General features: G+C 66.8%; 21 protein-coding genes and 1 pseudogene. 7 read left to right on the forward strand and 15 right to left on the reverse strand.

Annotation, left to right across the window (positions count from 1 at the left end; all coding sequences use genetic code 11):
- Positions 1-121: 121 nt before the first annotated feature.
- A pseudogene (locus M9978_RS10440) lies at positions 122-394 on the forward strand (HEPN domain-containing protein); the annotation flags it as partial.
- A 598-nt stretch (positions 395-992) separates the two neighbouring features.
- On the opposite strand, the gene M9978_RS10445 reads toward M9978_RS10440, so the two are convergent.
- A complete protein-coding gene (locus M9978_RS10445; protein ID WP_254292985.1) occupies positions 993-1,160 on the reverse strand; it encodes a hypothetical protein in 168 nt (55 codons plus the stop codon).
- A gap of 499 nt (positions 1,161-1,659) precedes the next feature.
- On the opposite strand from M9978_RS10445, the gene M9978_RS10450 reads away from it, so the two are divergent.
- On the forward strand, positions 1,660-2,052 hold the full coding sequence (locus M9978_RS10450) for a hypothetical protein (RefSeq protein WP_254292986.1): 393 nt from the start codon (positions 1,660-1,662) through the stop codon (positions 2,050-2,052).
- A 164-nt stretch (positions 2,053-2,216) separates the two neighbouring features.
- Here the strand turns inward: M9978_RS10450 and pobA are convergent, their stop codons facing one another.
- The 7 genes from pobA to M9978_RS10485 form a co-directional block, all read right to left on the reverse strand.
- On the reverse strand, positions 2,217-3,386 hold the full coding sequence (gene pobA / locus M9978_RS10455) for a 4-hydroxybenzoate 3-monooxygenase (RefSeq protein WP_254292987.1): 1,170 nt from the start codon (positions 3,384-3,386) through the stop codon (positions 2,217-2,219).
- On the reverse strand, positions 3,383-4,330 hold the full coding sequence (locus M9978_RS10460; RefSeq protein ID WP_254292988.1) for a Gfo/Idh/MocA family oxidoreductase: 948 nt from the start codon (positions 4,328-4,330) through the stop codon (positions 3,383-3,385). Before M9978_RS10460 ends, pobA begins: the two co-directional genes overlap by 4 nt.
- A 22-nt stretch (positions 4,331-4,352) precedes the next feature.
- The gene (locus tag M9978_RS10465) at positions 4,353-5,243 is read right to left on the reverse strand and encodes a class III extradiol dioxygenase subunit beta (RefSeq protein WP_254292989.1); all 891 of its coding nucleotides are present in this window, start codon (positions 5,241-5,243) and stop codon (positions 4,353-4,355) included.
- On the reverse strand, positions 5,243-5,653 hold the full coding sequence (ligA, locus tag M9978_RS10470) for a protocatechuate 4,5-dioxygenase subunit alpha (RefSeq protein WP_367305072.1): 411 nt from the start codon (positions 5,651-5,653) through the stop codon (positions 5,243-5,245). The genes M9978_RS10465 and ligA overlap by 1 nt, the downstream gene beginning before the upstream one ends.
- Positions 5,650-6,669: an amidohydrolase family protein gene (locus M9978_RS10475; RefSeq protein WP_254292990.1), complete on the reverse strand. Its 1,020-nt coding sequence runs from the start codon at positions 6,667-6,669 to the stop codon at positions 5,650-5,652. Before M9978_RS10475 ends, ligA begins: the two co-directional genes overlap by 4 nt.
- Entirely contained in the window at positions 6,666-7,529 is an 864-nt protein-coding gene (locus M9978_RS10480; protein WP_254292991.1) for an NAD(P)-dependent oxidoreductase, read from the reverse strand. Before M9978_RS10480 ends, M9978_RS10475 begins: the two co-directional genes overlap by 4 nt.
- A 158-nt stretch (positions 7,530-7,687) precedes the next feature.
- Entirely contained in the window at positions 7,688-8,896 is a 1,209-nt protein-coding gene (locus tag M9978_RS10485) for a LysR family transcriptional regulator (protein WP_254292992.1), read from the reverse strand.
- A 102-nt stretch (positions 8,897-8,998) separates the two neighbouring features.
- On the opposite strand from M9978_RS10485, the gene ligK reads away from it, so the two are divergent.
- The 5 genes from ligK to M9978_RS10510 are packed head-to-tail and all read left to right on the forward strand — an operon-like array spanning position 8,999 to position 13,802.
- A complete protein-coding gene (ligK, locus tag M9978_RS10490) occupies positions 8,999-9,670 on the forward strand; it encodes a 4-carboxy-4-hydroxy-2-oxoadipate aldolase/oxaloacetate decarboxylase (protein ID WP_254292993.1) in 672 nt (223 codons plus the stop codon).
- Positions 9,663-10,718 (forward strand): 4-oxalomesaconate tautomerase, encoded by a 1,056-nt coding sequence (locus tag M9978_RS10495; protein ID WP_254292994.1) that lies wholly within the window; start codon positions 9,663-9,665, stop codon positions 10,716-10,718. Before ligK ends, M9978_RS10495 begins: the two co-directional genes overlap by 8 nt.
- Complete coding sequence (locus tag M9978_RS10500) at positions 10,715-11,611, forward strand: amidohydrolase family protein (protein WP_254292995.1); 897 nt, start codon at positions 10,715-10,717, stop codon at positions 11,609-11,611. The genes M9978_RS10495 and M9978_RS10500 overlap by 4 nt, the downstream gene beginning before the upstream one ends.
- Positions 11,608-12,594 carry an aldo/keto reductase gene (locus tag M9978_RS10505; RefSeq protein WP_254292996.1) on the forward strand — a complete coding sequence of 329 codons (987 nt, stop codon included), beginning with the start codon at positions 11,608-11,610 and terminating at the stop codon, positions 12,592-12,594. The genes M9978_RS10500 and M9978_RS10505 overlap by 4 nt, the downstream gene beginning before the upstream one ends.
- 32 nt (positions 12,595-12,626) lie before the next feature.
- Positions 12,627-13,802 (forward strand): aminotransferase, encoded by a 1,176-nt coding sequence (locus tag M9978_RS10510; protein ID WP_254293233.1) that lies wholly within the window; start codon positions 12,627-12,629, stop codon positions 13,800-13,802.
- On the opposite strand, the gene M9978_RS10515 is transcribed toward M9978_RS10510, so the two are convergent.
- The 7 genes from M9978_RS10515 to M9978_RS10545 form a co-directional block, all read right to left on the reverse strand.
- On the reverse strand, positions 13,777-16,188 hold the full coding sequence (locus tag M9978_RS10515; protein ID WP_254292997.1) for a caspase family protein: 2,412 nt from the start codon (positions 16,186-16,188) through the stop codon (positions 13,777-13,779). The genes M9978_RS10510 and M9978_RS10515 overlap by 26 nt on opposite strands.
- 15 nt (positions 16,189-16,203) lie before the next feature.
- Positions 16,204-16,896 carry a hypothetical protein gene (locus M9978_RS10520; RefSeq protein WP_254292998.1) on the reverse strand — a complete coding sequence of 231 codons (693 nt, stop codon included), beginning with the start codon at positions 16,894-16,896 and terminating at the stop codon, positions 16,204-16,206.
- Positions 16,897-16,987: 91 nt separating this feature from the next.
- On the reverse strand, positions 16,988-17,992 hold the full coding sequence (locus tag M9978_RS10525) for a tetratricopeptide repeat protein (protein ID WP_254292999.1): 1,005 nt from the start codon (positions 17,990-17,992) through the stop codon (positions 16,988-16,990).
- Position 17,993: 1 nt separating this feature from the next.
- A complete protein-coding gene (locus M9978_RS10530; protein WP_254293000.1) occupies positions 17,994-19,781 on the reverse strand; it encodes a CHAT domain-containing protein in 1,788 nt (595 codons plus the stop codon).
- A 28-nt stretch (positions 19,782-19,809) separates the two neighbouring features.
- Complete coding sequence (locus M9978_RS10535) at positions 19,810-20,544, reverse strand: hypothetical protein (protein WP_254293001.1); 735 nt, start codon at positions 20,542-20,544, stop codon at positions 19,810-19,812.
- Positions 20,545-20,601: 57 nt separating this feature from the next.
- Positions 20,602-21,294 (reverse strand): hypothetical protein, encoded by a 693-nt coding sequence (locus tag M9978_RS10540; protein WP_254293002.1) that lies wholly within the window; start codon positions 21,292-21,294, stop codon positions 20,602-20,604.
- A gap of 347 nt (positions 21,295-21,641) precedes the next feature.
- Positions 21,642-23,072: a trypsin-like peptidase domain-containing protein gene (locus M9978_RS10545; protein WP_254293003.1), complete on the reverse strand. Its 1,431-nt coding sequence runs from the start codon at positions 23,070-23,072 to the stop codon at positions 21,642-21,644.
- Positions 23,073-23,077 lie beyond the last annotated feature (5 nt).

Consider the following 23,077-nt stretch of genomic DNA (forward strand, 5'->3'; position numbering starts at 1 on the left):
GACGTGACGCCGCCAACGGCCCATGGCAGGACCGTAAAACTATGCCGAGCCGACTACCTCAAAGCCCCACGAAAACCGCGTGATCCTGCGCCCGCTCGGCATAGTTGCGCGCTCGGCATAAACGCCTCATGTCCACAATCTCGCATTTCTGCGCACGCAGGCCGAGCGGCTCGACCACCGGTTGCACGGCATCTGGCCAGCGGCCACCCGCCGGGAGCGGGCGATGTTCGAGAAGCTCAAGGACGCCTATGTGAAGGCGCGTTACTCCAAGCATTACCGCATCAGCGAGGAAGAGTTGATCTGGCTCGGTGCCCGCGTCGAGGAGCTTGGCAGCGCCGTGCATGAGGTCTGTTCTGAGCGCCTCGCCGAGCTCGAGGCCGCCGTGCGGCGATAGCCGCGCGGCCACTTCACATATTTAGGAATGCTGACGCGCCCGGTACTCCCTGCGGACTACGCAAGGGCGCGGCGTCCGCATTCATGCGTCCACGGCGACGATCGACAATGTGCGTTTCGCGAATTCCAAACTCCGATTCGAGGACGCCCATTTTTCGGGCGAAAGGTTGGATATTTGCCGATGTAAGAGATAGATAGGCGGCCTGTTACTGGCAAGACAGGTGCCGAGTACAGGCTTGCCCACCATTCGGGCACTGAAAGGTTGGGCGTTACAAGTTTAAGTGGATCGTGACGTAGCCGAAGATCCTTACTCCGTTCCTGATGCGCCGAATGCCGCTGGCTCACGTTTCGACAGCACTTGGACAGGCCTAGAGTGCCAAATCAAACGGCATTCGCGCCAGAGCGCCGCTTCCGGCGGAACGACGCGGAAAATTCTGATCCCTAGGTAAGGCTCTCATTGCTCGCCACCGGCGCCGCCATGGACATTCGCCCGACGCCTTGGCTCCCGGGCCGGATCGGTGATGTCACCTTTGCGGGTGGCAGAGGGTTGGACCAGTGATTGCCGGCTTCAGCAGCCCTCTCTTCGGGCGACTTTGGCATCAATCGCAAAAGTCAGGCGGTGTTGAGGACTCGATCTGCGCGCGCTGGTCATACTCGTCGGCCAGTTGCAGATGGGCTAGAGCAATGGCGTTGTCCTCGCACGTGGCAGCTTTTTCGCGCTCTTGGCTTGCACGTTTTCGATAATAGGCCGCATCGTCAGTAGACATCGTTCGCCTCCATCGCGCGAGCGCCGGTTCAAATTTATGGGTACTGGATCCCCAAGGCCGGCAGTTCACCAATATGGATCAACTCCACGCCAGGGGGAAGAATGCGGATCAGATTCAAGCCCAGCGCACCCGAAAGGCCTGTCGCTATTACTCAGGCGACGATTTCCGTATTGGGGGAAACGCATACTGGCTTTCCGCCACCCCAAGCGTCGTTGGCACCGCCCAACTCATATGTTGCCCTGCCACGAGACAAAGCTATTTTGGAATCGGTTAAACAGACTTTCGCCCGAAGTGCGGCAAACCAGCAGTTCTAAACCTAAAGGTGCCCCCCCTCGTGCTCACAAAGTCAGGCAACTGCGCACATCCCGGGGTTTGGCTGCTGGGCGCGATGTCAGTCAGCACGTCGGCGTTTCACGCGCCGCCATGCGCCGTGTGATCGATACCGAATGGCCGCCTCTCCGATTGAGGGTGAGCCGTCACGTGGTACAGCGGGACAATTATGTCGGATCAGTATCGGCGAGAGATATCGCAGCTCGTCCAGGAAGCCGCATCATTGCGCAAGGCCATCGCAAAAGAAGGGGAGGCTGCCGCTAAGGCACGCGCGGAGGCAGGCTGGAAGCGGACAGAAGCGCAGAAGGCGGCCAACAAAGTTTCGCAGTTTGACGCTCTCCAGGCGTCGGCAAGCGCCGACAAGAGGGAGCGGCTGCTGAAAGCAAAATCCGCGAGCTTCACAGGGCCGCTCGTCGCCAACCTTGACCGTCAGCAGATGAAAAATTGGTATTTCCGATCTGCTCTGCGTAACGAGCAATCGGCAACTGACCGCGCAGAGACCCAAACTGAACAAAAGGCTCAGTCGAGTGGCCCTGTCGATCTTAAGCCGAGCAATCCGTAGGGTTCGCATGGCGGAAATCGCGTGGCTCTGACCAGTGTCGGGCTGATCTCGCGCTCAACAGCACGCGATCGAGACACTTGCGCGCCCAAAACCGCCTCTAGTCCATCCGTTTGGACCTGCGTTCGTTCTCTGGGAAGCGCGATGGGCTCAATACGGGATCGTGGCTACAGCGGCAGCCCTACATAATTCTCCGCGATCGCGGTCTGCATCGCGGTCGAGCTCGCGACATAGTCCAGCTCGGCGGCCTGCATGCGATGCTCGAACGCACCGTCCTCAGGGAAGCGGTGCATCAGCTTGGTCAGCTGCCAGCTGAACCGCTCGGCCTTCCAGATCCGCGCCAGCGCCCTGGCCTCGTAACCGGCCAGCCCGTCCTCGTCGCCGCCGGTGAAGAACGCGATCAGCGCATCTGACAGATAGGCCACGTCCGAAGCCGCCAGATTCAGCCCCTTGGCCCCGGTCGGCGGCACGATATGCGCGCTGTCCCCGGCGAGGAACAGCCGCTCGTGCCGCATCGTCTCGAACACGTAGGAGCGCAGCGGCGCGATCGACATCTCCAGCGCCTTGCCCCGCGTCACGCCGTGGCTGCTGATCGGATCGAAGCGCACCGCGAGCTCGTCCCACAGCCGGTCCTCGCTCCAGTCCTCGATCCGGTCGGTCAGCGGCACCTGAATATAATAGCGGCTGCGCGTCTTAGAGCGCATCGACGCCAGCGCGAACCCGCGATCGGTATTGGCATAGATCAGCTCGTCATGGCACGGCGGCACATCGGCCAGGATGCCGAGCCAGCCGAACGGATATTCCTGGCTATATTCGCGCACCGCCGAGGCCGGGATCGCCTTGCGCGACGGCCCGTGAAAGCCGTCACAGCCCGCCACGAACGCGCAGTCCAGCCGCTGTTCCACCCCGTCCTTCACGAAGGTCAGGCAGGGCGCATCGCCTTCGACGCCGTGAATCGCAACGTCCTTCGCCTCGAACACGATCTCCAGCCCGCGCTCGGGCGCCGCGTCCATCAGGTCGCGAGTCAGCTCAGTCTGGCCATAGACCGTGACATGCTTGCCGGTCAGCGCAGTGATGTCGATGCGGATCAGCCGGTCGTTGGTGGCGAGGTTGAAGCCCTGCTCGATCAGCCCCTCGGCATTCATTCGGCTGTCGATGCCGAGCTTGGTCATCAACCCGGTGGTCACCGTCTCCAGCACGCCCGCGCGGATCCGCCCCAGCACATAGTCGCGCGATTGCCGTTCGACGACGACGCACTCGACGCCCGCCTGTTTGAGCAGATGACCGAGCAGCAGCCCCGATGGTCCCGCCCCGATGATCGCGACTTGAGTCTTCACCTTGCCGCTTCCAGCTGCTTCTCGAGCGCGTCGAGCACGCGGTAGCAGGGCAGCACCTGCGCCACGCTCGAATTGGGCTCGCGGCCTTCGCGGATCGCTGCGATGAACTCGCGGTCCTGCAATTCGATGCCGTTGCTCGACACCGCCACGCCCGACAGATCGATCGGCTCTTCCTTGCCGGTCACCAGATCGTCGTAGCGCGCGATCCAGGTGCCGTTGTCGCCGATATAGCGGAAGAAGGTGCCGAGCGGCCCGTCATTGTTGAAGCTGAGCGAGAGCGTGCAGATCGCCCCGCTCTGCGCCTTGAGCTGGATCGACATGTCCATCGCGATGCCGAGTTCGGGATGATGCGGCCCCTCGATGGCGTTCGCCGCGACGATCGGCCCGGCCTGCCAGGCGAACAGGTCCACGGTATGCGCGGCATGATGCCACAGCAGATGATCGGTCCACGACCGCGCCTCGCCCTTGGCGTTCATGTTCTTGCGGCGGAAGAAATAGGTCTGGACGTCCATCTGCTGGATGTTCAGCTCGCCCGCCACGATCTTGTCGTGGATGTACTGGTGGCTCGGGTTGAACCGCCGCGTGTGCCCGACCATGCAGGTAAGGCCGGTTTCCTGGCTCTTGGCCAGCACCGCCTCGGCATCGGCCAGGCTGTCGGCGAGCGGGATCTCGACCTGCACATGCTTGCCGGCATCCATGCATTGCATCGCCTGGGCGGCGTGCATCTGGGTCGGCGTGCACAGGATCACCGCGTCGAGGCCCGGCTGCTCCAGCGCCTCGGCCAGCTCGGTGGTGGCGTGCGCGATGCCATATTTGTCGGCCACCGCCTGCGTCGGCTCCAGCCGCCGCCCGACGACCGAAATCACCTCGACGCCGTCGATATTCTTGAGGCCATCGAGATGCTTTTCGCCGAATGCGCCGGCGCCCGCGAGTGCGATCTTCATGTCAGTCTCCAGTCTCGGAAATTCATTCGGCGGCGAGCGCGTGGCCGCTGCCCGTCATGTCCAGCCCCTCGCCATTGTCGGGACGCAGCACCATGTGGCCGATCGCGGTGTTGCTGCACGGTACATGATAATGCCGGTGCAGCGCGGCAGTGCGCTTGCCCAGCGCGCCGCGCATGATCAGCCACATCACCATCTCGATGCCTTCGCTGCCGGTCTCGCGAAGATATTCGATATGCGGGATATGGCGCAGCCGGTCGGTGTCGCCGATCAGCCCGTCGAGAAAGTCATTGTCCCACTCGGCATTGATCAGCCCCGCGCGCGGCCCCTGCAACTGGTGGCTCATGCCCCCGGTTCCCCAAACCTGCACGTTCAGATCCTCGGGGAAGCTCGCCACCGCGCGCGCGATCGCCTCGCCCAAGGCCCAGCAGCGATTGCCCGAGGGCGGCGGATAGGTGACGACGTTGACCGCCAGCGGGATCACCTTGCACGGCCATTCGGGCACGTCGCCGAACATCATCGACAGCGGCACGGTCAGCCCGTGATCGACGTCCATCTCGTTGATGATGGTCATGTCGAACTCGTCGAGGATCAGGCTCTGCGCGATATGCCAGGCAAGGTCGGGATGCCCGATCACATCTGGCACCTTGCGCGGCCCCCAGCCTTCGTCGGCCGGCTTGTAACGTTCGCCGCAGCCGATCGCGAAGGTCGGGATGATCTTCATGTCGAACGCCGAGGCATGGTCGTTATAGACCAGCACGACCACATCCGGCTTCTCCGCCTTCTCCCATTGCCGCGTCCAGTCGTAGCCGGCGAAGATCGGGCTGAAATAATCGTCGCGGTCCTTCCCGAAATCATGCGCGACGCCGAGCAACGGGACGTGGCTCGATGCGACCCCGGCGGTAATGCGGGCCATCAGCGCGCCTCCTTCTTGGAACGTTGCCCCACGGGCGAGCGGCCGCCGGCGTTCATCATCGCCGAATAATCCTCGACCGAGACGCCGGTCATCGTGCTCACCGCCTGAAGGAAGCTGAGGCCGTCGGTCGAGAACACCTTGGACAGGAAATAGATGTTCCCACCCAGATCGAGCAGCGCGTTGTAATCGCGCGCCAGCACCGCGGCCTTCTGCTCCGGCGTCAGCTGCCAATGTTCGAGATATGCGGCTTCATCCGCCTTCCACCGCTCACGATTCTCGGGCTTCATCAGGCTCATCGCGAACTGGTTGAGATGATAGCCCTGGCGCGCCCGCGCGGCGGTGAATACGCGCGTGCCGGGGATATCCTCCATCTCGGCGAGATATTCGTGGATATCGCGCGGCGCGGTCACAGCCCGCGCGCCTTCAGCCTGGCGTCGAGCCGCGGGAACACCCGCCGCGCATTGCCTTCAAAGATCGCGGAACGCTCGGCATCGCTGATGTCCAGCGCGTCGACATAGCGCTTGGTGTCATCGAAATACTGCCCGGTGGTCGGGTCGATCCCGCGCACCGCACCGACCATCTCGCTGCCGAACAGAATATTCTTGTTCTCGATCACATCGGCCAGCAGGTCGATGCCCGGCTGGTGATAGACGCAGGTGTCGAAGAAGATGTTGTTCATCAGATGCGTGTCGAGCGCCGGCTTCTTGAGCATGTCGGCAAGGCCGCGATAGCGCCCCCAATGATAGGGCACCGCGCCGCCGCCATGCGGGATGATGAATTTGAGCGTCGGGAAATCGGCGAACAGGTCGCCCTCCAGCAGCTGCATGAACGCCACCGTGTCGGCCGCGATATAATAGCCGCCAGTCGCGTGCATCGCAGGATTGCAGCTGCCCGAGACGTGGATCATCGCCGGCACGTCCAGCTCGACCATCTTCTCGTAGAAAGGATACCAGTAACGGTCGGTCAGCGGCGGATGGGTGAAATGCCCGCCGCCCGGATCGGGGTTGAGGTTGCAGCCGATGAAGCCCAGCTCGGTTACACAGCGCTCGAGCTCCGCGATCGAGTTCGACATGTCGGCCTTGGGCGATTGCGGCAGCATGCACACGCCGACGAAGGTCTCGGGGAACAGGCCAACAACGCGCGCGATCAGATCGTTGCAGCGGATCGCCCATTCCTTCGCGACCGCCTCGTCGCCGACATGCGGCGCCATCGCCGAGGCGCGCGGCGAGAAGATCGTCAGGTCCGCGCCGCGCTCCTTGATCAAGCGCAGCTGGTTCGCCTCGATCGTCTCGCGAATCTCGTCGTCACTGATCTCGGGGTAAGGCGGCGGCGTGGTGCCGGCCTTGAACGCCGCCTTCTGTTCCTCGCGCCAGGCATCGTGGCCCTTGGGCAGCACCGTATAATGGCCATGACAGTCGATGATCACGCGGCCTGTTCCTCTCGTGTGTTTTCGATGATGGCGAGCTTCGCCGCCAATCCTTCGGGCGGCACCGCGCCCATCGCACCGATTTCGCGTTGCCGTGCGATCGTGCCGTGCGTCATCGCCGGCTCGATGCCCAGTTCTTCGAGCGTCTTCGCGACCTCTTCCATCTCGGCGGCGCGGCGGGTGCCGTGCGCCAGCATGCGGTCGAGATTATAGTCGGCGCGCGCAGTCCAGCCCTGTTCCTTCCAGCTCGCGTCGAGCGAAGCGAGCACGGCATCGCGCACGCCGGCGCGTTCCGCCGCCAGCACGCATTCGGCGGTCAGCGCCTCGATTCCCTTGACCATCACCGAGCGGATCATCTTGATCGCCGAGGCATCGCCGATGTTCGGCCCGGCGACGCGGACCTTGGTGAAGCCGTAATCGCGCAGCATTGCTGCCGCCGCATTGGCGTGCGGTCCGGCGACCAGCAGCGGTACGCCCAGCTTCGCCGGATGCACCGGCGCCATCACCCCGACATCGACATAACGTCCGCCCGCCACCTCGATCGCAGCGGCGGCCTCACGCTTGGTCCCCGGCGCGACGCTGTTCATGTCGAGCCATAATGCCCCCGCGTCCAGCAGCGGCGCATAGTCGCGCGCCGCAGGCACCGCCTGATCTGCCGTTACGAGCGAGAGGATTACGCCCGCCCCGGTCAGCGCCTCGCGCGCGGTCTCATGCCCCTCGACGCCCGCCGCGTCATAGTCGGCCAGCTTGCCGGGCCGATCGGCGGCGATCATCGTCTTCCGGTCATAGGCGTGCGCGCCGGGCCGCGCGAATGCCTGCCCCCCCTCGCCAAAGCCGACAAAGGTGATCGTCGCGGTCATTTACAGCCTCGGCCGTATCGCGCGTCGTCAGTGCCCACCGCAAACGCGACGCCGATGCGCGCTGCATCACAAGATCGGTGTTGTCTGCGTTGTTGCTGCATGATTTTGGCCGGATAGCGGCGTCACCCGCAATCAGGCCAATCCAATTGGATTTCAACTTATCGATTTTCCTGAAGTCTGGTTTCCAACGTGGCGCGGTGCAGCAGGTCGATGAAGCGCGCCTGGCTCGCAGTCGGCCGCCAGCCGCTGCGCGTGCTGATCCCGATCGTGCGCACCGTGTCGGGCAGGTCGGGGCCAATCCGCACGAGCATGCCGGCCTCGACCTCGAGCGCGACCTGATCGGGCGAGAGCAACGTCAGCAGGTCGCTCTGCGCGAGCAATCCGCGGATCACCATTACCGACCCGCACTCGACCGGCACCGACGGCGCGGATCCCTGGCCGAACATCGCCTCCCAATGCGCGCGCAGCGGCGTGCCGTGCGGCCCCACCACCCACGCCTGCGAGGCGAGTTTAGCCAGGTTCGGCGCCTGCCCGGCGAGCGGGTGCCCGCGCCGCGCGAAGATGGCGAGCTGGTCGCTGAACAGCGGCACCTGCTCCACGCCCTGTGGCGCTTCCTCGCGCAGCGCGCCGACCATCAGGTCGATCACCCCGTCGAGCAGCGGATCGACGAGTTCGCGCCATGAGCCTTCGACCACGTCGACCACCGCGCGCGGCGCTTCGCCGAGAAACAACGCGAGCGCGCGCGGCAGCAACAGCGCGCGGCTGAGCGGCATCGCGCCGACCGCGATCCGCCCGGCCTCGCCTTCGTCGCCGCGCGCTTCCGCGATGCCGGCCGCGATCTCGCCAGCGGCCAGCCGGACCCCGCGCGCGAGCGAGCGGCCAGCCGGCGTCAGCATCATCCCGCGTCCCCGCCGCTCGGCCAGCGGCGTGGCGCAAATTTGCTCCAGTTCGCGCACCGCGCGGTGGATCGCAGGCTGCGACAAGCCGCTCGCGGCGGCCGCGCCGGCAAAACCCTGCGCATCGGCAAAGTGCAGGAAGGCCTCTATCTGCGTCGCGGTCATCAGTCGCTCGGGCCGCGCGAAGCCGCGAGCGCCGCCCCGGCCGGTTCGCCGCGACGCTGCGGCCAGCGCGTTGAACGCCCGGTCCGCGCGTTCGGCCAGCGCATCGCCCGCGGCGGTCGGCGTGACGCCGTCCGAATGCCGATCGAACAGCGACACGCCGAGCTGCCGCTCCAGCTTGCCCAGCCCCTGCGTCAAGGCAGGCTGCGACAGCCCCGCGGCATCGGCGGCACGGTTCAGGCTGCGCTGCGCGATCACGTCGCCCAGCGCGCGCAGGTGGCGGAGGTTGAGATCGAACGGCTTGATCATGACGGTAATATAGCAAAATCTTATCGCACATGCGCAAGTTGGATTGGCTTCCGTCCCACGCACGCGGGACGGGGACCCAACGCCCAGAATCCGGAGGACCCGATGGCCGTCGTCGTGCAGAATATCGAGCGCCCAAACTTAAGCGTTATCAACGGTTTGGCTGCCGCCGGCGTCGCCACGGTGCACGAGGCGCAGGGCCGTATCGGCCTGCTCGGCCACCAGATGCGCCCGATCTACCCCGGCGCACGCATCGCCGGCAGCGCCGTCACCATCTCCTCTCCACCCGGCGACAACTGGATGGTGCATGTCGCGATCGAGCAGCTGGAGGAAGGCGACATCCTCGTCCTCGCGCCGACAAGTCCTTGTTTCGACGGCTATTTCGGCGACCTGCTGGCGACCAGCGCGATGGCGCGTGGCTGCCGCGGGCTGGTGATCGACGCCGGCGTGCGCGACGTGCGCGATCTCACGCAGATGGGCTTTCCGGTGTGGTCGAAAGCGGTGTTCGCGCAGGGCACGGTCAAGAACACGCTGGGGTCGGTCAACGTGCCGATCGTCTGTGCCGGCGCGGCGATCGAGGCAGGTGACGTGATCGTCGCCGACGATGACGGGGTGTGCGTGGTCAAGCGTGCCGACGCCGCGTCGGTGCTGGAGAAAGCGCAGGCTCGCGAGGCGGCGGAGGAAGCCAAGCGGCAGCGGCTGGCCGCGGGCGAGCTTGGCCTCGATATCTACAATATGCGGCCGCGGCTCGAGGAGATGGGCCTCAAATATGTCTGACGGCATCAAATGCATGTGGATGCGTGGCGGCTCGTCCAAGGGCGGCTATTTCCTCAAGGACGACCTGCCCGCCGACACCGCCGAACGCGACGCCTTGCTGCTGCGCGTGATGGGTTCGCCCGATCCGCGACAGATCGATGGCATGGGCGGCGCCGATCCGCTGACCAGCAAGGTCGCGGTGGTGAGCAAGTCGGCGCGTGAGGGTGTCGATGTCGACTATCTGTTCCTGCAGGTGTTCGTCGATCAGGCGATCGTCACCGACGCGCAGAATTGCGGCAATATCCTCGCGGGCATCGGCCCGTTCGCGATCGAGCGCGGGCTGATCGAAGCGCGGGACGACGAGACCCGCGTCGCGATCTTCATGGAGAATACCGGGCAGGTCGCAGTCGCAACGGTACAGACGCCCGGCAGCCAGGTGGCCTATGCCGGCGATGCGGCGATCAGCGGCGTGCCCGGCACCGCCGCGCCGATCCCGCTGGCGTTCCGCGACACCGCCGGATCGTCGTGCGGCGCGCTGCTGCCGACCGGCAACGGGGTCGATACGATCGATGGCGTCGAATGCACGATGATCGACAATGGCATGCCGTGCGTCGTCATCGCCGCCGCCGACATGGGCATCACCGGCTATGAGGACCGCGACACGCTCGACGCCGACGCCGCGATGAAGGCCAAGGTCGAAGCGATCCGGCTCAAGGCGGGACCGCTGATGAACCTTGGCGACGTCACCGAAAAATCGGTGCCCAAGATGATGCTGGTCGCCGCGCCGAGAGACGGCGGCGCGATCGCGGTGCGATCACTGATCCCGCACCGCGTCCATGCCTCGATCGGCGTGCTCGGCGCGGTCAGCGTCGCCACTGCGTGCCTGATTCCGGGTTCGCCCGCCGCCGCCGTGGCGCGCGTGCCGCAGGGACGCAATCTGACGCTGGGGGTCGAGCATCCCACCGGGGTCACCGAATGCGTGGTAACGCTCGACGACGATGGCCAGCCGGTCGAGGCCGGCATGTTGCGTACCGCGCGCAAATTGATGGACGGAGAGGTTTTCGCATGAGCACCGATGCAGACGGGCGCATCCGCAGCTGGACTCTCGGGCCGTCCACCCCGCGCTACACCCCGCCGCCGGGCGCCGTCGATGCGCATTGCCATGTCTTCGGGCCGATGGCCGCGTTCCCGTTCAGCGCCAAGGCCAAATATCTGCCGCAGGATGCCGGCCCCGAGGCGCTGTTCGCGCTGCGCGAGAAATTGGGCTTCAGCCGCAACGTGATCGTTCAGGCAAGCTGCCATGGCACCGACAATCGCGCGACACTGAACGGCATCGCGGTGTCGAACGGCACTTGCCGCGGGGTGGCCGTGGTCGATCCGGCGATCAGCGACGCCGAGCTCGACGCGCTGCATGCGGGCGGCATTCGCGGCGTGCGTTTCAACTTTTTGAAACGGCTCGTCGATGACGCGCCCAAAGACAAGTTTCTCGACGTGGCGCATCGCATCGCGCGGCTCGGCTGGCATGTCGTCGTCTATTTCGAGGCGGACATTTTGGAGGAAATGCGCTCGTTCCTCTCCGCTATCCCGGTGTCCATCGTAATCGACCATATGGGCCGCCCAGACGTCACGCAGGGGCCGGACGGCGCGGACATTACCGCATTCCGCGCGCTGCTCGACAACCGCGACGATATCTGGACTAAGGTCACCTGCCCCGACCGGCTCGATCCGGCGGGCGAGCCCTATGCCGATTTCGTCCGGTCGGTGCGCCCGCTGGTCGAAGCCTATCCCGACCGCGTGCTATGGGGCACCGACTGGCCCCACCCCAATATGGAGACGCGGATTCCCGACGATGGCGCGCTGGTCGACGTGATTCCACAGATCGCGGTGACGGAAGACTTGCGGCACAAGCTGCTCGTCGCCAATCCGATGCGGCTCTATTGGCCGGAGGAAGCAGCGGAATGACGCGTCGCCTGGGATCGTCGGAGGTTCACCCCACGGGGCTCGGCTGCATGGTGTTGAGCCATGCCTATGGCGTGCCGCCCTCGCCCAAGCAGGGCGCACGCGTGCTGAACGAAGCGCTCGATCTCGGATACGACCATCTCGACACCGCGACGCTCTATGGCGGCGGACGCAACGAGACGCTGATCGGCGAGGCGATCGGTCACCGCCGCGACGAATATTTCCTCGCGTCGAAATGCGGCATGGGCATCGTCGAGGGCAAGCGCGTGATCGACGGGCAGCCGGAAACGCTGCGCGCACAGATCGACGCGAGCCTGATGCGGCTCAAGACCGATCGCATCGACCTTTATTACCTCCACCGCTGGGACAAGTCGGTGCCGGTCGAGGAATCGGTCGGCGAGCTCGCGCGGATGGTCGAGGCGGGCAAGGTGCTGAGCATCGGGCTCAGCGAAGTCTCGGCCGCGACGCTGCGCCGGGCGCATGCGGTGCATCCGATCGCGGCAGTACAGAACGAATATTCCTTGTGGTCGCGCAATGTCGAGCTGGGCGTGCTCGACGCGACGCGCGAACTGGGCGCGGCGCTGGTGGCGTTCTCGCCAGTCGCCCGCGGCTTCCTTGCGGGCGGCGTGCCGTCGGTGTCGTCGCTGGCCGAGGGCGATATCCGCCGGTTCATGCCGCGCTTCCAGCCGGGCAATTTCCCGCGCAACCTCGAACTGCTGGCGCAGTTGCGCGACACCGCCGAGGCGCTGGACCTCACCCCCGCGCAGCTCTGCCTGCAATGGCTGATGACGCGCGGGCCGCATGTGGTGACGATCCCGGGAACGACCTCGCCCGACCATCTCGCGGAGAATATCGCGACGCCGGTGGCGCCACTGCCCGACATCGTGGTCGCGACCCTCGACGACATCTTCGCGCCGGAGAAGATCGCCGGCCACCGCTACCCGCCCGCGACGCTGGTCGAGATCGACACCGAAGAGTTCGCCTGACACGCCGGCGGGTGACCGCTAACCTGCGGACGATGCGCCAGTTGAACCCCGTCTATGCCGGCATGCCGGTCACGATTTTCGAACATATGTCCGGCCTCGCGCGCGAGACCGGCGCGATCAATCTCGGTCAGGGCTTTCCTGATGGCGCGCCACCGCAAGCGCTCGCCGAGGCCGTGGCGCGCGCCACGCGCGAGCGCTCGAACCAATATCCGCCGATGGCCGGCGTGCCCGAGCTGCGCGATGCCGTGGCGAGCTTCTACGCGCGGACGCAGGGGCTGGCGCTGACACGCGAGCAGGTGATCGTGACGTCAGGGGCGACCGAGGCGATCGCGGCGGCGGTGTTCGGAATCGTCAATCCGGGCGACGAGGTGCTGCTGTTCGCGCCGGCCTATGACGCCTATGCCCCGCTGGTGCGGCGCGCTGGCGGGGTGCCGGTGTTCGTGCCGCTGCGGCCGCCTTATTGGCGCTATGTCCGTGACGAGATCGCCGCCGTCATCACGCCGCATACGCGCGCGATGATCGTCAACGATCCGCTCAACCCGACCGGCAGCGTCGCGAGCGCAGCCGATCTGTCGATGCTTGCCGGGCTGTGCATCGAGCATGACCTGATCGCGTTCTGCGACGAGGTGTGGGAAGCGGTGCGCTTCGATGGCGTGCGCCACCGCTCGCTGCTCGACCTGCCCGGCATGGCGGACCGTGCGGTCAAGATCGGCTCGGCCGGCAAGATTTTCGGCGTCACCGGATGGAAGGTCGGCTGGATGTGCGCCGCGCCCGAGCTGGCGGCGGTGCTGGCACGGGCGCACCAGTTTTTGACGTTCACCACCCCGCCGATGCTGCAATATGCGGTGGCCGAAGCGCTGAATCATCCCGCCATCATCGCGGCGCAGCATGCCGATTGGTCGGCGTCGCGTGCGCGGCTGATCGAGCGGCTGCGCGGCGAGGGCTTCGCGGTGCTCGAAAACGCGGCGACATGGTTCGCGTGTATCGAGCTGACGGTATCGGGTTTCGAGCTGACCGACCGCGAATTCAGCGAGCGCGCGGTGCGCGAGGCGGGCGTCGCGTCGATCCCGCTCTCGGCACTGTGGGAGGGCGGCGCCTGCCCCGACGGGATCGTGCGGCTGTGCCATTGCAAGCCGGTGGCGATGCTGGACGAGGCGGTCGAACGCCTCGCCCGCTGGCGCATCACCGCTGGCCGGTCTGCCAGCTGAAGCGAAGCGCGCTGACGCTGGTTGGCTTCTTGACCGGGCCGCTGCGTGTGGTCGAACCGACCAAAGCCGCGTCGATCAGATCCTCGACCGCCGTGCCCGCCGCGCCGTTGTTGCGCATCCGCGTGCCCGCCAGTGTCGGCCCGGCGCCGGGTGTGGCGCAGGCGGGGCCGTCCTCCGGTCCCGGCACGACCGGGCATTGCACCAGCCGCGCATAGCTCAACGGCACGCCGTCGCTGACGTCGCTGACCAGCAGCACGAAGTCGTCGCGTAGCTGCGCCCCGTCCTGCGCATCGCTGAGATTATATTGCAGCACGCCGCTCTCGCCGGCGCGCAGCCGCGTGGGATTGTCGGCCTTGATCCCCGCGCGCCGGTCCTGCCCGTCGAACAGCAGGATGCCGCCGTCGGGCGAGAAGATCAGCGGGTTGACATAGACATCGTCCTTGCCGGTGTTCGTCACCTGGATGAACAGCCAGTCGCAGCGCTGGAAGCTGAAGCTCCCCGCCTCGCTGCCATCGCCGCCGACGCGCTTGGCCCCCGGATCGACCGCGTAGAAGGCGGCGCTGGTGTCGGGGCAAGCCGCGCCCGCGGCGAGCGACTTGGGCCGCGCGACATAGAATTCGACCTTCACGTCCTTGCCGGGATCGTTGCCGGGGCCGCCGGTCTCCATCGCCGGGCTGGCCAGCACGCGCTGGAGCCGGCTGAAGCGCGTCGCCTTGACCAACGCGCCACCAACCATGAAGCGCGTGCGGATCGCGGTGTCGCCGCCTGCCGCCATGATCGGCGCGAGATCGATGTCGCCGAAAGCAGCGGTGACCTGCGCGGGGGGCTGGCGCAACGTGAGCTTGTCCTTGTCGAAAGCGAGGATCAGGTCTGCCGCTTGCCCCGGCTGAACGAAGGTCGCGCCGATATCGGCGGGCTTGATCGCCTGAAGCGCAGCGAGCGCGGCGGCCTGCGCCGGGGTCGGGCTGGCGGGCGCCGCGGGAAGTGCGATGCGGTAGTCGAGCTGCACCGGCTGCTGTTCGATCGTCGCGACCAGCCGCACCTCGCGCGACAGCGGCTTGCCGTCGATGTCGCGCACGTCGTTCCACGCTTCGGCCGGGATGTCGCCATAGGCGGTGGGCACGAGGACGGCCTTGTAGGCGTCGGCCTTGTCGACACGGCCGTAGAGGATCGTCTTGTCGCCGGCAGGGGATGACAGCGCCAGGCCGACGACGGTGCCCTCGACCACGCCCTGCAGCTGGCCGGCGCCCATTTCGAGTCTGTCGAGCTTTACCGGATCGGTGGTCTTGACGCCTTCGCCGAACACGCGCGCGGCCTTGTAAACCGCCCAGCTGCCACCGCTCGACGATGCCGCGGCGGTCTTCATCAAGCCGCCCATCACGGGACGGTCGAGATCGCCGTCGAACTCGGGGCGCGGCGCCTTGTGGCCGTCGATGCCCGCGGTGATGCGGTTGGCGAGGTCGCGATAGGAATAGACGCGCGGGTTGTTCCAGTTGGCCATGGTATAGACCGTCAACAGGCCATGCGCCGCCTGTTCGAGCGGATCGGCATAGCGCGGCGCCTGATACTGCTTGGCCTGTTCCTTCGACGGCACCGCGAGCAGCCCGACATAGGCGCCCCACCCCGCCTTGCCCTTGGCAGTCTCGACCGCGAGGTCGCGCACGAAATTGCCGTCGCTGACCGTAGCGAACTTGCGCTTGAGCGGCGGCATGCCGAGCTTCTGTGCGGTCGGCGCGCCATTGTCCTTGCCGCCGGCGTCGCGGTTGGAATCGCCCGAGTGGCAGAAATCGGCGAGATAGGTGACGTTGCCGCCCTTGGCGCGAATCGCGTCGATCACCGCGCCGATCTCGTCGTCGGTCACCGCATTCTGGATCTTCTCGCTGCCGTTCGCCGCGCCCGTGTCATAGGGCAGGAACACTTCGTCGAGGCCGTCGGGCTCGGAGCCGGCCACCGCCTCATTCTGCTGCATGCCGTGGCCCGAGAAGCTCAACAGCACTTCGTCGCCGGGCCGCGTGGTATCGACGATGCGCTTCAACGCGGCGAGGATGTTGGCGCGGGTGCCCACGCCGTCGGGCACGACCTTGGTCTGGCGCATGCGCGGGTTGCCACGCGCGGCCATCAACTCGGGCGTGGGCGGGTCGAGCAGCAGCGTCACATCCTCGGCCTTCGCGCCCTCGCGCATCAGCGTCTCGGCGATCAGGACGGAGTCGTTGAACGCGCCGATCATCGGCGTCGCGATGCCGTCCTTGTAGTTGACGACGCCGATGATGACCGCGCGGATGCGGCCCTTCGCCTCGGCCTTGGCCTGAACCGGCGCGGGTTCGGGCGGCATCGCCGCGCCAGTCAGAGCGATCGCCAGACACGCCAGTGCAAGCCGCTTGAACACCCTATTTCCTCCCGCTCAATTCGACACCAGGATCGCGCGAGTCCACACGCGGCCCTTGTTTTTCAAGGTGATACGATACTCTTCGGTTCGGTTCGGCGTCCAGCGGCACGACAGGTCGCGCCGCGCGACCGCCGGGGTGCCCGACGGCGGCCGGTCGCTGCAAGCGATCCGCCCCTGCGCGTCTGTCACCGAAAGTTCGAGCGCCGAATCGCCATCGCCGCGCACCCGCACCAGCGCCAGTCGGCCACCCTCGGCGCGCGCACGCATCGTCAGCGTTCGGTCGGCGGGCAGATCGTGCGTATAGACGATCGCGGCGGGGATGATGCCCTTGCTCGCCTCGGCCTGCGCCGCCTCGACGGCAGCGAGCTTGTCCGGGTCGCCCGCCGCCCAGCCTTGGGCTTCGCGCAGCAGCGCGGCGGGCTCGGTGACCGGTAGCTCCTCGCCAGCGCGCGCGCGGCCGATCACGAGCGGCGCATTCTCGGCGGGCACCAGCACGAAATCGCCCTGACGCAGCATGTTGGCGGCGACCAGCATCATCGACACGTCCTTGTCGGCGCGCGCGCGGGCGATCACGTCGCGCACCAGTTCGGCGCGCTCGATCGTGGCATCCGATGCAGCGGTGTCGGCGGACACCGCTTCCGGTAGCACCGGCGCCGCGGCCACCGGCAGCGCAGCGAGGGCAAGAACAAGGGCGGTCAGCGATCTCATCGGGTTAAAGGCAATCCTGCAGGTCTGGACGTCGCGGCGCAATCTGCTCCACGCCGCCGCCATGCGCGAGCGACAGAATCTGACGGCCCGGTCATCGCTGCGCCGCCCAGGCGGTCCGCACCTGGCTGTGGAACACGGGCGCGAACATCGCGAGCTCAGCCTGCGCCGCCGCGCCATAATCGCGATAGGTTTCCAGCCGCCGCCGCACTCCGAGCGCCGCACGCGCATAAAAGATCCTCGCCGCCGCCGGATCGCGCCGCTCGACCACGTCGCCCACCGCCATCGCGGTGGTGATCGCCTCGACATTGTCCCAAATACCGGTCTGGGCATGGGCATAGACCGCGCGGCGCAACACCTGCTCCGCCTCCGCGAGGCGCCCCAGCTCGCGCAATGTCATGCCGAGCGCGAGCAGCGCCTTGCGCGTCTCGAAATGGCTCGGGCCGAAATGCCGCTCGGTCAGCGCGACCGCGCGGCGGAGCATGGCTTCGGCTTCGGCAGGACGGCCGCGTCCCATCATCCCCATGCCCAGACTCATCACCGCAACGGCGAGCATCGGGCTTCCCTCTGCCGCGCCACCGTCCGACAGCGCAAGCGCGCGGCGCAGTACCGGTTCGGCCTCGGCACCGCGGTCGAGCATGGTAAGCACAAGCCCATATTCGACGAGTACCCCCGCCAGCATTTCGGGCGGCGCGTCGGACACGGCGGACAGGATCGCCACCGCGCGGGCAAGCATGCGCTCGGCTTCATCGACCCGTTGATAGGCGGCGAGCGTGACCGCAAGGCGCGCTGAAATGATTGCAACGCCCGGTCCCTCGGGTCCCTCGATTCGCAACGCGGTGGCAAGCGCGGCGCGCAGCAGCGGTTCGGCCTCGGCATGACGCCCACGTGCCTGCAGGATCGACCCCAGCACGAGTTGCGCCGCCGCATGGTCCTGCGTGCCGGGCTTTGCCGCTGCGAGCGCCAGCCGCGCCGCCGCCTCGGCCTGCACGGCATCGTCGGCGGGCACGGCGATCTGTGCGGCGCCGAGGGGTGAGGGTGCGGCGGCCAGCATCGCGGCGGCGATCAGCGCGGCCGCGATGCAGCGCCGCGCCGCCACCTCACTTGCCCGGTTCGCCGACCAGCGTGAACGCCGCCCAATATTTGGGGCTGACGAACTGGCCGGTGCCCTCGTTGCGCACCGTCTTCATCGCGGATTGCAGCGCACGCGCGCGGCCGGCGATGTCGCCATTCTGGATGTTGTCGAAGGTCTGCTGCATCAGCAGCGAGGTGGCCGCGTCGCTGACCGCCCAGTGGCTCACCAGCAACGAACGCGCGCCGGCGAAGAAGAAGGCGCGAGCGAGGCCCGACAGGCCCTCTGCACCGGACTTGCCGCTCGACGCCGCGGTGTTGCACGCCGACAGCGCGACGAGGTCGGCGGTCATCTTGAGCTCCGCCACCTCGGACGCGGTGAGCAGGCCGTCGTCCTGCGCGGTCGCGGTCTTGGGCGGGGTGAAGACGAGGCCCGGTTCGGCATTGTCGCCGACCTCGGTCGCGAGCAGGCCATGGGTCGAGAACACCACGAAACGCGCGCCAGGGATCGACTTGCTGGCCTTGACCGCAGTCTCGGTCGCGGCGTCGCCCAGCACCACCTCGGCCTTACCGCCAAAGGTCTTGCCGAGGCTCTCGAGCTCGGCCTTGGCCTGCGGCAGATAGGCGAGTGCGCGCAATTTCTCGGTATCGGCGAGCTTGCCCTTGTACATCTGGCCGGCAAGGTCAGGCGTCACCGAACGGCCGGTGGCGGCGGTGTACTGGCCGAGCAAGGTCGGCGCGCCGTAAGCGGCGAGCGCGTAGCTGCCGGTGCGCGCCTGCGCATAGCTGGTCGCCGCGGCCTTGACGTCGCAACCCGGGTGCGCCTCCGCCGGATTGGCGATCAGCAGGCAGCGCAGCGCGCGCAGCGACGAGACCGACGGCAGCTCGGCGAGCGCATATTTGTCGATCAGCCAAGGGCTGGTGGCGACCGCGCTCGGATCATTGTCCGAACCCTGCGGCGGCGCGGTGACGAGCAGCGCCAGCGGCAGCGAGGTCAGCGCGCCGGTGACGTTGGTCAGCACCACCTGCTTGCCCTGAAGCACCGGCTCGACCGGCGCGATCAGCTCCTTGTAGATTTCATGCGCGAGCTTGCGGTCGAACACCTTGCCCGCCGGCGCGGCGGCTGCGGCCGCCGCCGCGGGCGGCGGTTGGCGGGCGGAACCGCGCGCGCCGTCGACTTCCATGCTCGCGCGCAGCGCCGCGACCTTCTCGGCCAGCGCGCTTTCCTTCATCGCCTCGGAGCGCGACCAGGTCGCCTTTTCGCGCGTGATCGCCCAGGTGTAGCTGGCGTCATCCGAGACGAGGATCATCACCATCGCCTCGTCGGGATTGAGCAGCTTTTGCACCTGCGCGATGTCGAGCGCCTTGGGGCGCGTCAGGTCGAAATATTGCGGGAAGTCCTTGCCGATCTTGGTCTCGATCGCGGTCACCTCGTCGCGGATCGCGGCGCGGCGCTGGGTCAGCGCGCGGCGTTCCTCTTCCGGCACCGAGCTGCCGCGTTCGATCAGCGCGCTAAACTGGCGGTCGACGGCTTCGAGTTCGGCGAGCTTCTTGTCGCGCTCCTGCTCGAGCACCGCAAGCGGTCCGCCGCCCGAGGCGAAGCGCGCGGTCACGCGGTCCACCGCCGCGGCGGCGCCGGAAATCAGCGCATATTGCGCGGCGACAAAGGCTTCGGAGCGCAGCACCTCGGGCGAGGGCACGGGCTCGATCTGGATGTCGGCGGCGGGCGCGGGTGCGGGCTTTGGCGGCGTGGTCTGCGCGGTCAGCATCGCCGCAAAAAGCGGCAGTGCCAGCAGGCGTTTCACAGTCAGGTTCATTTTCGTCCTCCCCGTGCCCGGCGCGCGCTCAATTGGTGACCATCGCTATGCCGGTGCCCACGTCACCATGATTGATTCCCTGGATCGAGAAAGCGCCGCTCCAGATGGGATTGACCCGGCAATACAGCGTCACGTTGTGCGACATGTCCTGACACACCAAATTGCCGTTCTCGTCATAAATCTTGAGATCCACCGGCGTCGCCGTGTCGCGGCGCATGCCGATAACCATTGGTTCGCCGCCGCGCCACGCGAGATTGACGGTCCAAGTCGTCTGCGCCGGGACAAATTGAACCGTGCGGATCGCACCGCGCATCGCCGAGCGCGACGACTCGGCCTGCGCTTTTTCGATCTCGGCAAGAATGTCTGTATCGCCATTCGCGAACTGCTTCGCTTCGGCGAACAGGCCGGCGGCAGATATCGGTCTGGCTTCGCCGCCGCCCTTGCCGGCGCCCTCGAGCTTGCCCCGATCCGTGCCTTCCTTGACCGTGATCGAATCGACCATCCTGGCGGCGACGATCATCGCGCGAGCATCCCTGAGCGTGCGGGCATAATCCGCAAGACGATAGCCCAGCACGAGCTGTTCGGCGGGCGTCGGAGCTGCCGAAATGGCGGCGCTGTCGGAAAGATTGGTGCCCTTCTTGTCCTGGGCACTCGCGGAAGCCACCGTCAGTACCGCAGCGATCAGCGGCAGAGTCAGCTTCGAGAAAATTCGGGGTTTCATTGGCAGATCCCCATTCGGCGCGCCCAAAAAACGAGGCGCCATGCCAGAAGAACCGCCGCCCCGGATGCCTGCGCACCCGGGGCGGACGATGCTTGGGACTTAGTTGGTCACCAGCGCGATGCCGGTGCCGCTGTCGCCGTGGTTGATCGCCTGGACCGAGAACGGGCCGGTCCAGATCGGGTTCACGCGGCAATAGAGCGTGACGTTGTGCGACATGTCCTGGCAGACCAGGTTGCCGTTCTCGTCATAGATCTTGAGATCGACCGGGGTCGCCGAGTCGCGGCGCGCGCCGACGACGAGCGGCTCACCGCCACGCGCGGCGAAGCGCACGGTCCAGGTGGTCTGGCCCGGGACGTACTGCACGGTGCGGATCGCGCCGCCGACGACGCCCTTCGAGGTCTCGGCTTGCGCCGCCTCGACCGCCGCCAGGATGTCGGCGTCACCATTGGCGAGCGACTTGGCTTCAGCGAACAGGTCGGCCGCGGTTGCGCCCTTGGCCGAGCCGGTGCCCTTGCCGGTGCCTTCGATCTTGCCCTTGTCGGTGCCTTCCTTGACGGTGATCGAATCGACCATCTTGGCCGCGACGATCATCGCGCGCGCGTCCTTGTTGGTGCGCGCATAGTCGGCGAGGCGATAGCCCAGCGCCAGCGTGTCGACCGCCTTCGAGCTTTCCGTCGCGGGCACGTCCTTGTCGCCCAGGTTGGTGCCCTTCTTGTCCTGCGCGATCGACGGCGCGGCGATCATGCTCGCCGCAACGAGCGCCATCGCCATCTTCTTGTTCAGCTTAACCATTACCACGTCTCCTCAACTCAGGCCCTGCTCCCAAGCAGGCCGTGCATAACTGATCCCTCGATCAGGCAGGTTCTTCTGTAAGGTGGCCCCCGCCGCGGCGACACTAACAGTTTCAGTCGCCTTTTCCAGCCGATTCGTCGCATTTCTGTTGCTGCATTGCGGCGAAATATCGCGCGACTTTGCAATCACTTGGGGCGCGCAAGTTCAACCAAAACGAGTAGGGCCGGCAACTGCGGCTGCCGGCCCCGATACGGCGCATTTCCCCCCACGGGAACGCTGCGCAACTGTCCTTCGCACGCGCCTCGGGACCGCGCATCCCCCGCATGGGGGATGCGCGGCAAAATGGTTCAGCGCTCGAGGCGAAGCTGTGTCAGGCTGTTGCCGCGCGCGACGAACAGGACCGCGCCGCCGGCGATATTCTGGAAGGCACGCGCGAGCTGCGCCGCGCTCTGCACCTGCTCGCCGTTCACGCCGACGATCACGTCGCCGACCGCCAGGCCCGAACGCGCCGCCGCCGAATTGGGCTGGATGCTGACGACCACCGCGCCGCGGAACTGCGCCGGATATTTGTCGGCGGGGGTGACGTCGCGGAACGTCGCGCCCAGCGCGGCGAGGCCGGCGCCGCCGCCGGCCGGCGGCCGTGACACGACGACCGGGCGCGGCGCCTCAACGGTGACCGTGGTGCGCGCAGTCTGACCGGCGCGGCGGTAGCCGAGCGCGACCGACCGGCCCGGCTCCAGCGTGCCGAAGATCGCGGTCAGATTGCCCGGCCCCTCGATCTGGCGGCCGTCGATCTCGGTGATGATGTCGCCCGCCCTGAGTCCGGCCTTGGCGGCGGGGCTGTCCGGCTGCACTTCGGCGACCAGCGCGCCGCGCGTCGAGCCGCTGCCCGCCGCCTCGCGACTGACCGGGCCGACGGTCACGCCGATGCGGCCGCGCTTGACCGAGCCGGTGCGGCGCAGCTGGTCGGCGATCGCGATCGCCATGTTGACTGGGATCGCGAAGGCGATGCCGGCATTGTCACCCGATTTCGACCAGATCGCGGTGTTGATACCGATCAGCCGGCCGCGGCTGTCGATCAGCGCGCCGCCCGAATTGCCGCTGTTTACCGCCGCGTCGGTCTGGATGAAGTCCTGAAACCCGTCGCCGATGCCGGTGCGGCCCAAGCCCGAGATCACCCCCATCGTCAGCGTCTGGTCGAAGCCGAACGGATAGCCGATCGCGAAGGCGAGATCCCCGACCTGGATCTTGGCGCTGTCGCCGATCGCCATCGCCTGCAGGCCGGTGGCGCTGATCTTGATGAGCGCGATGTCGGTCTGCGGATCGCGACCGATCAGCGTCGCATCGACCACGCGGCCGTCATAGAGCTGGACCTGAAACGCCTGCCCCTTTTCGACGACATGGTTGTTGGTGAGGATCTCGCCCTTGGCGGCGTCGATGATGACGCCCGAGCCCGAGCCGATCGGCGTCGGGGCGGGCTGGCCGGGCTGGCGGGGCTGTACGCCAGGGACGGCAGACTGGCCACGAAAGGGATCGTCCTCGGGCGGCTGCTGTTGCTGCGGCGCCTGCTGCTGGGCCTGCTCCTGCTGCTTCTGGCCGAGCACGATGACCTTGACCACGGTCGGCGCGACCGCGCGCAGGTCCTTGGCGTAGGAATAGACGCCGCGCTCGGCATCATATGGCACGGTCTGCGCGGCCGCCGTGATCGGCGCAATCGTCGATGCCACCATCGCCGCCGCCGCGACACTCGCCAACATCGAGTGCAGTTTACGCTTCATGCTGA

The organism is Sphingomonas tagetis, assembly GCF_024211275.1.
GTDB lineage: Bacteria > Pseudomonadota > Alphaproteobacteria > Sphingomonadales > Sphingomonadaceae > Sphingomonas > Sphingomonas tagetis.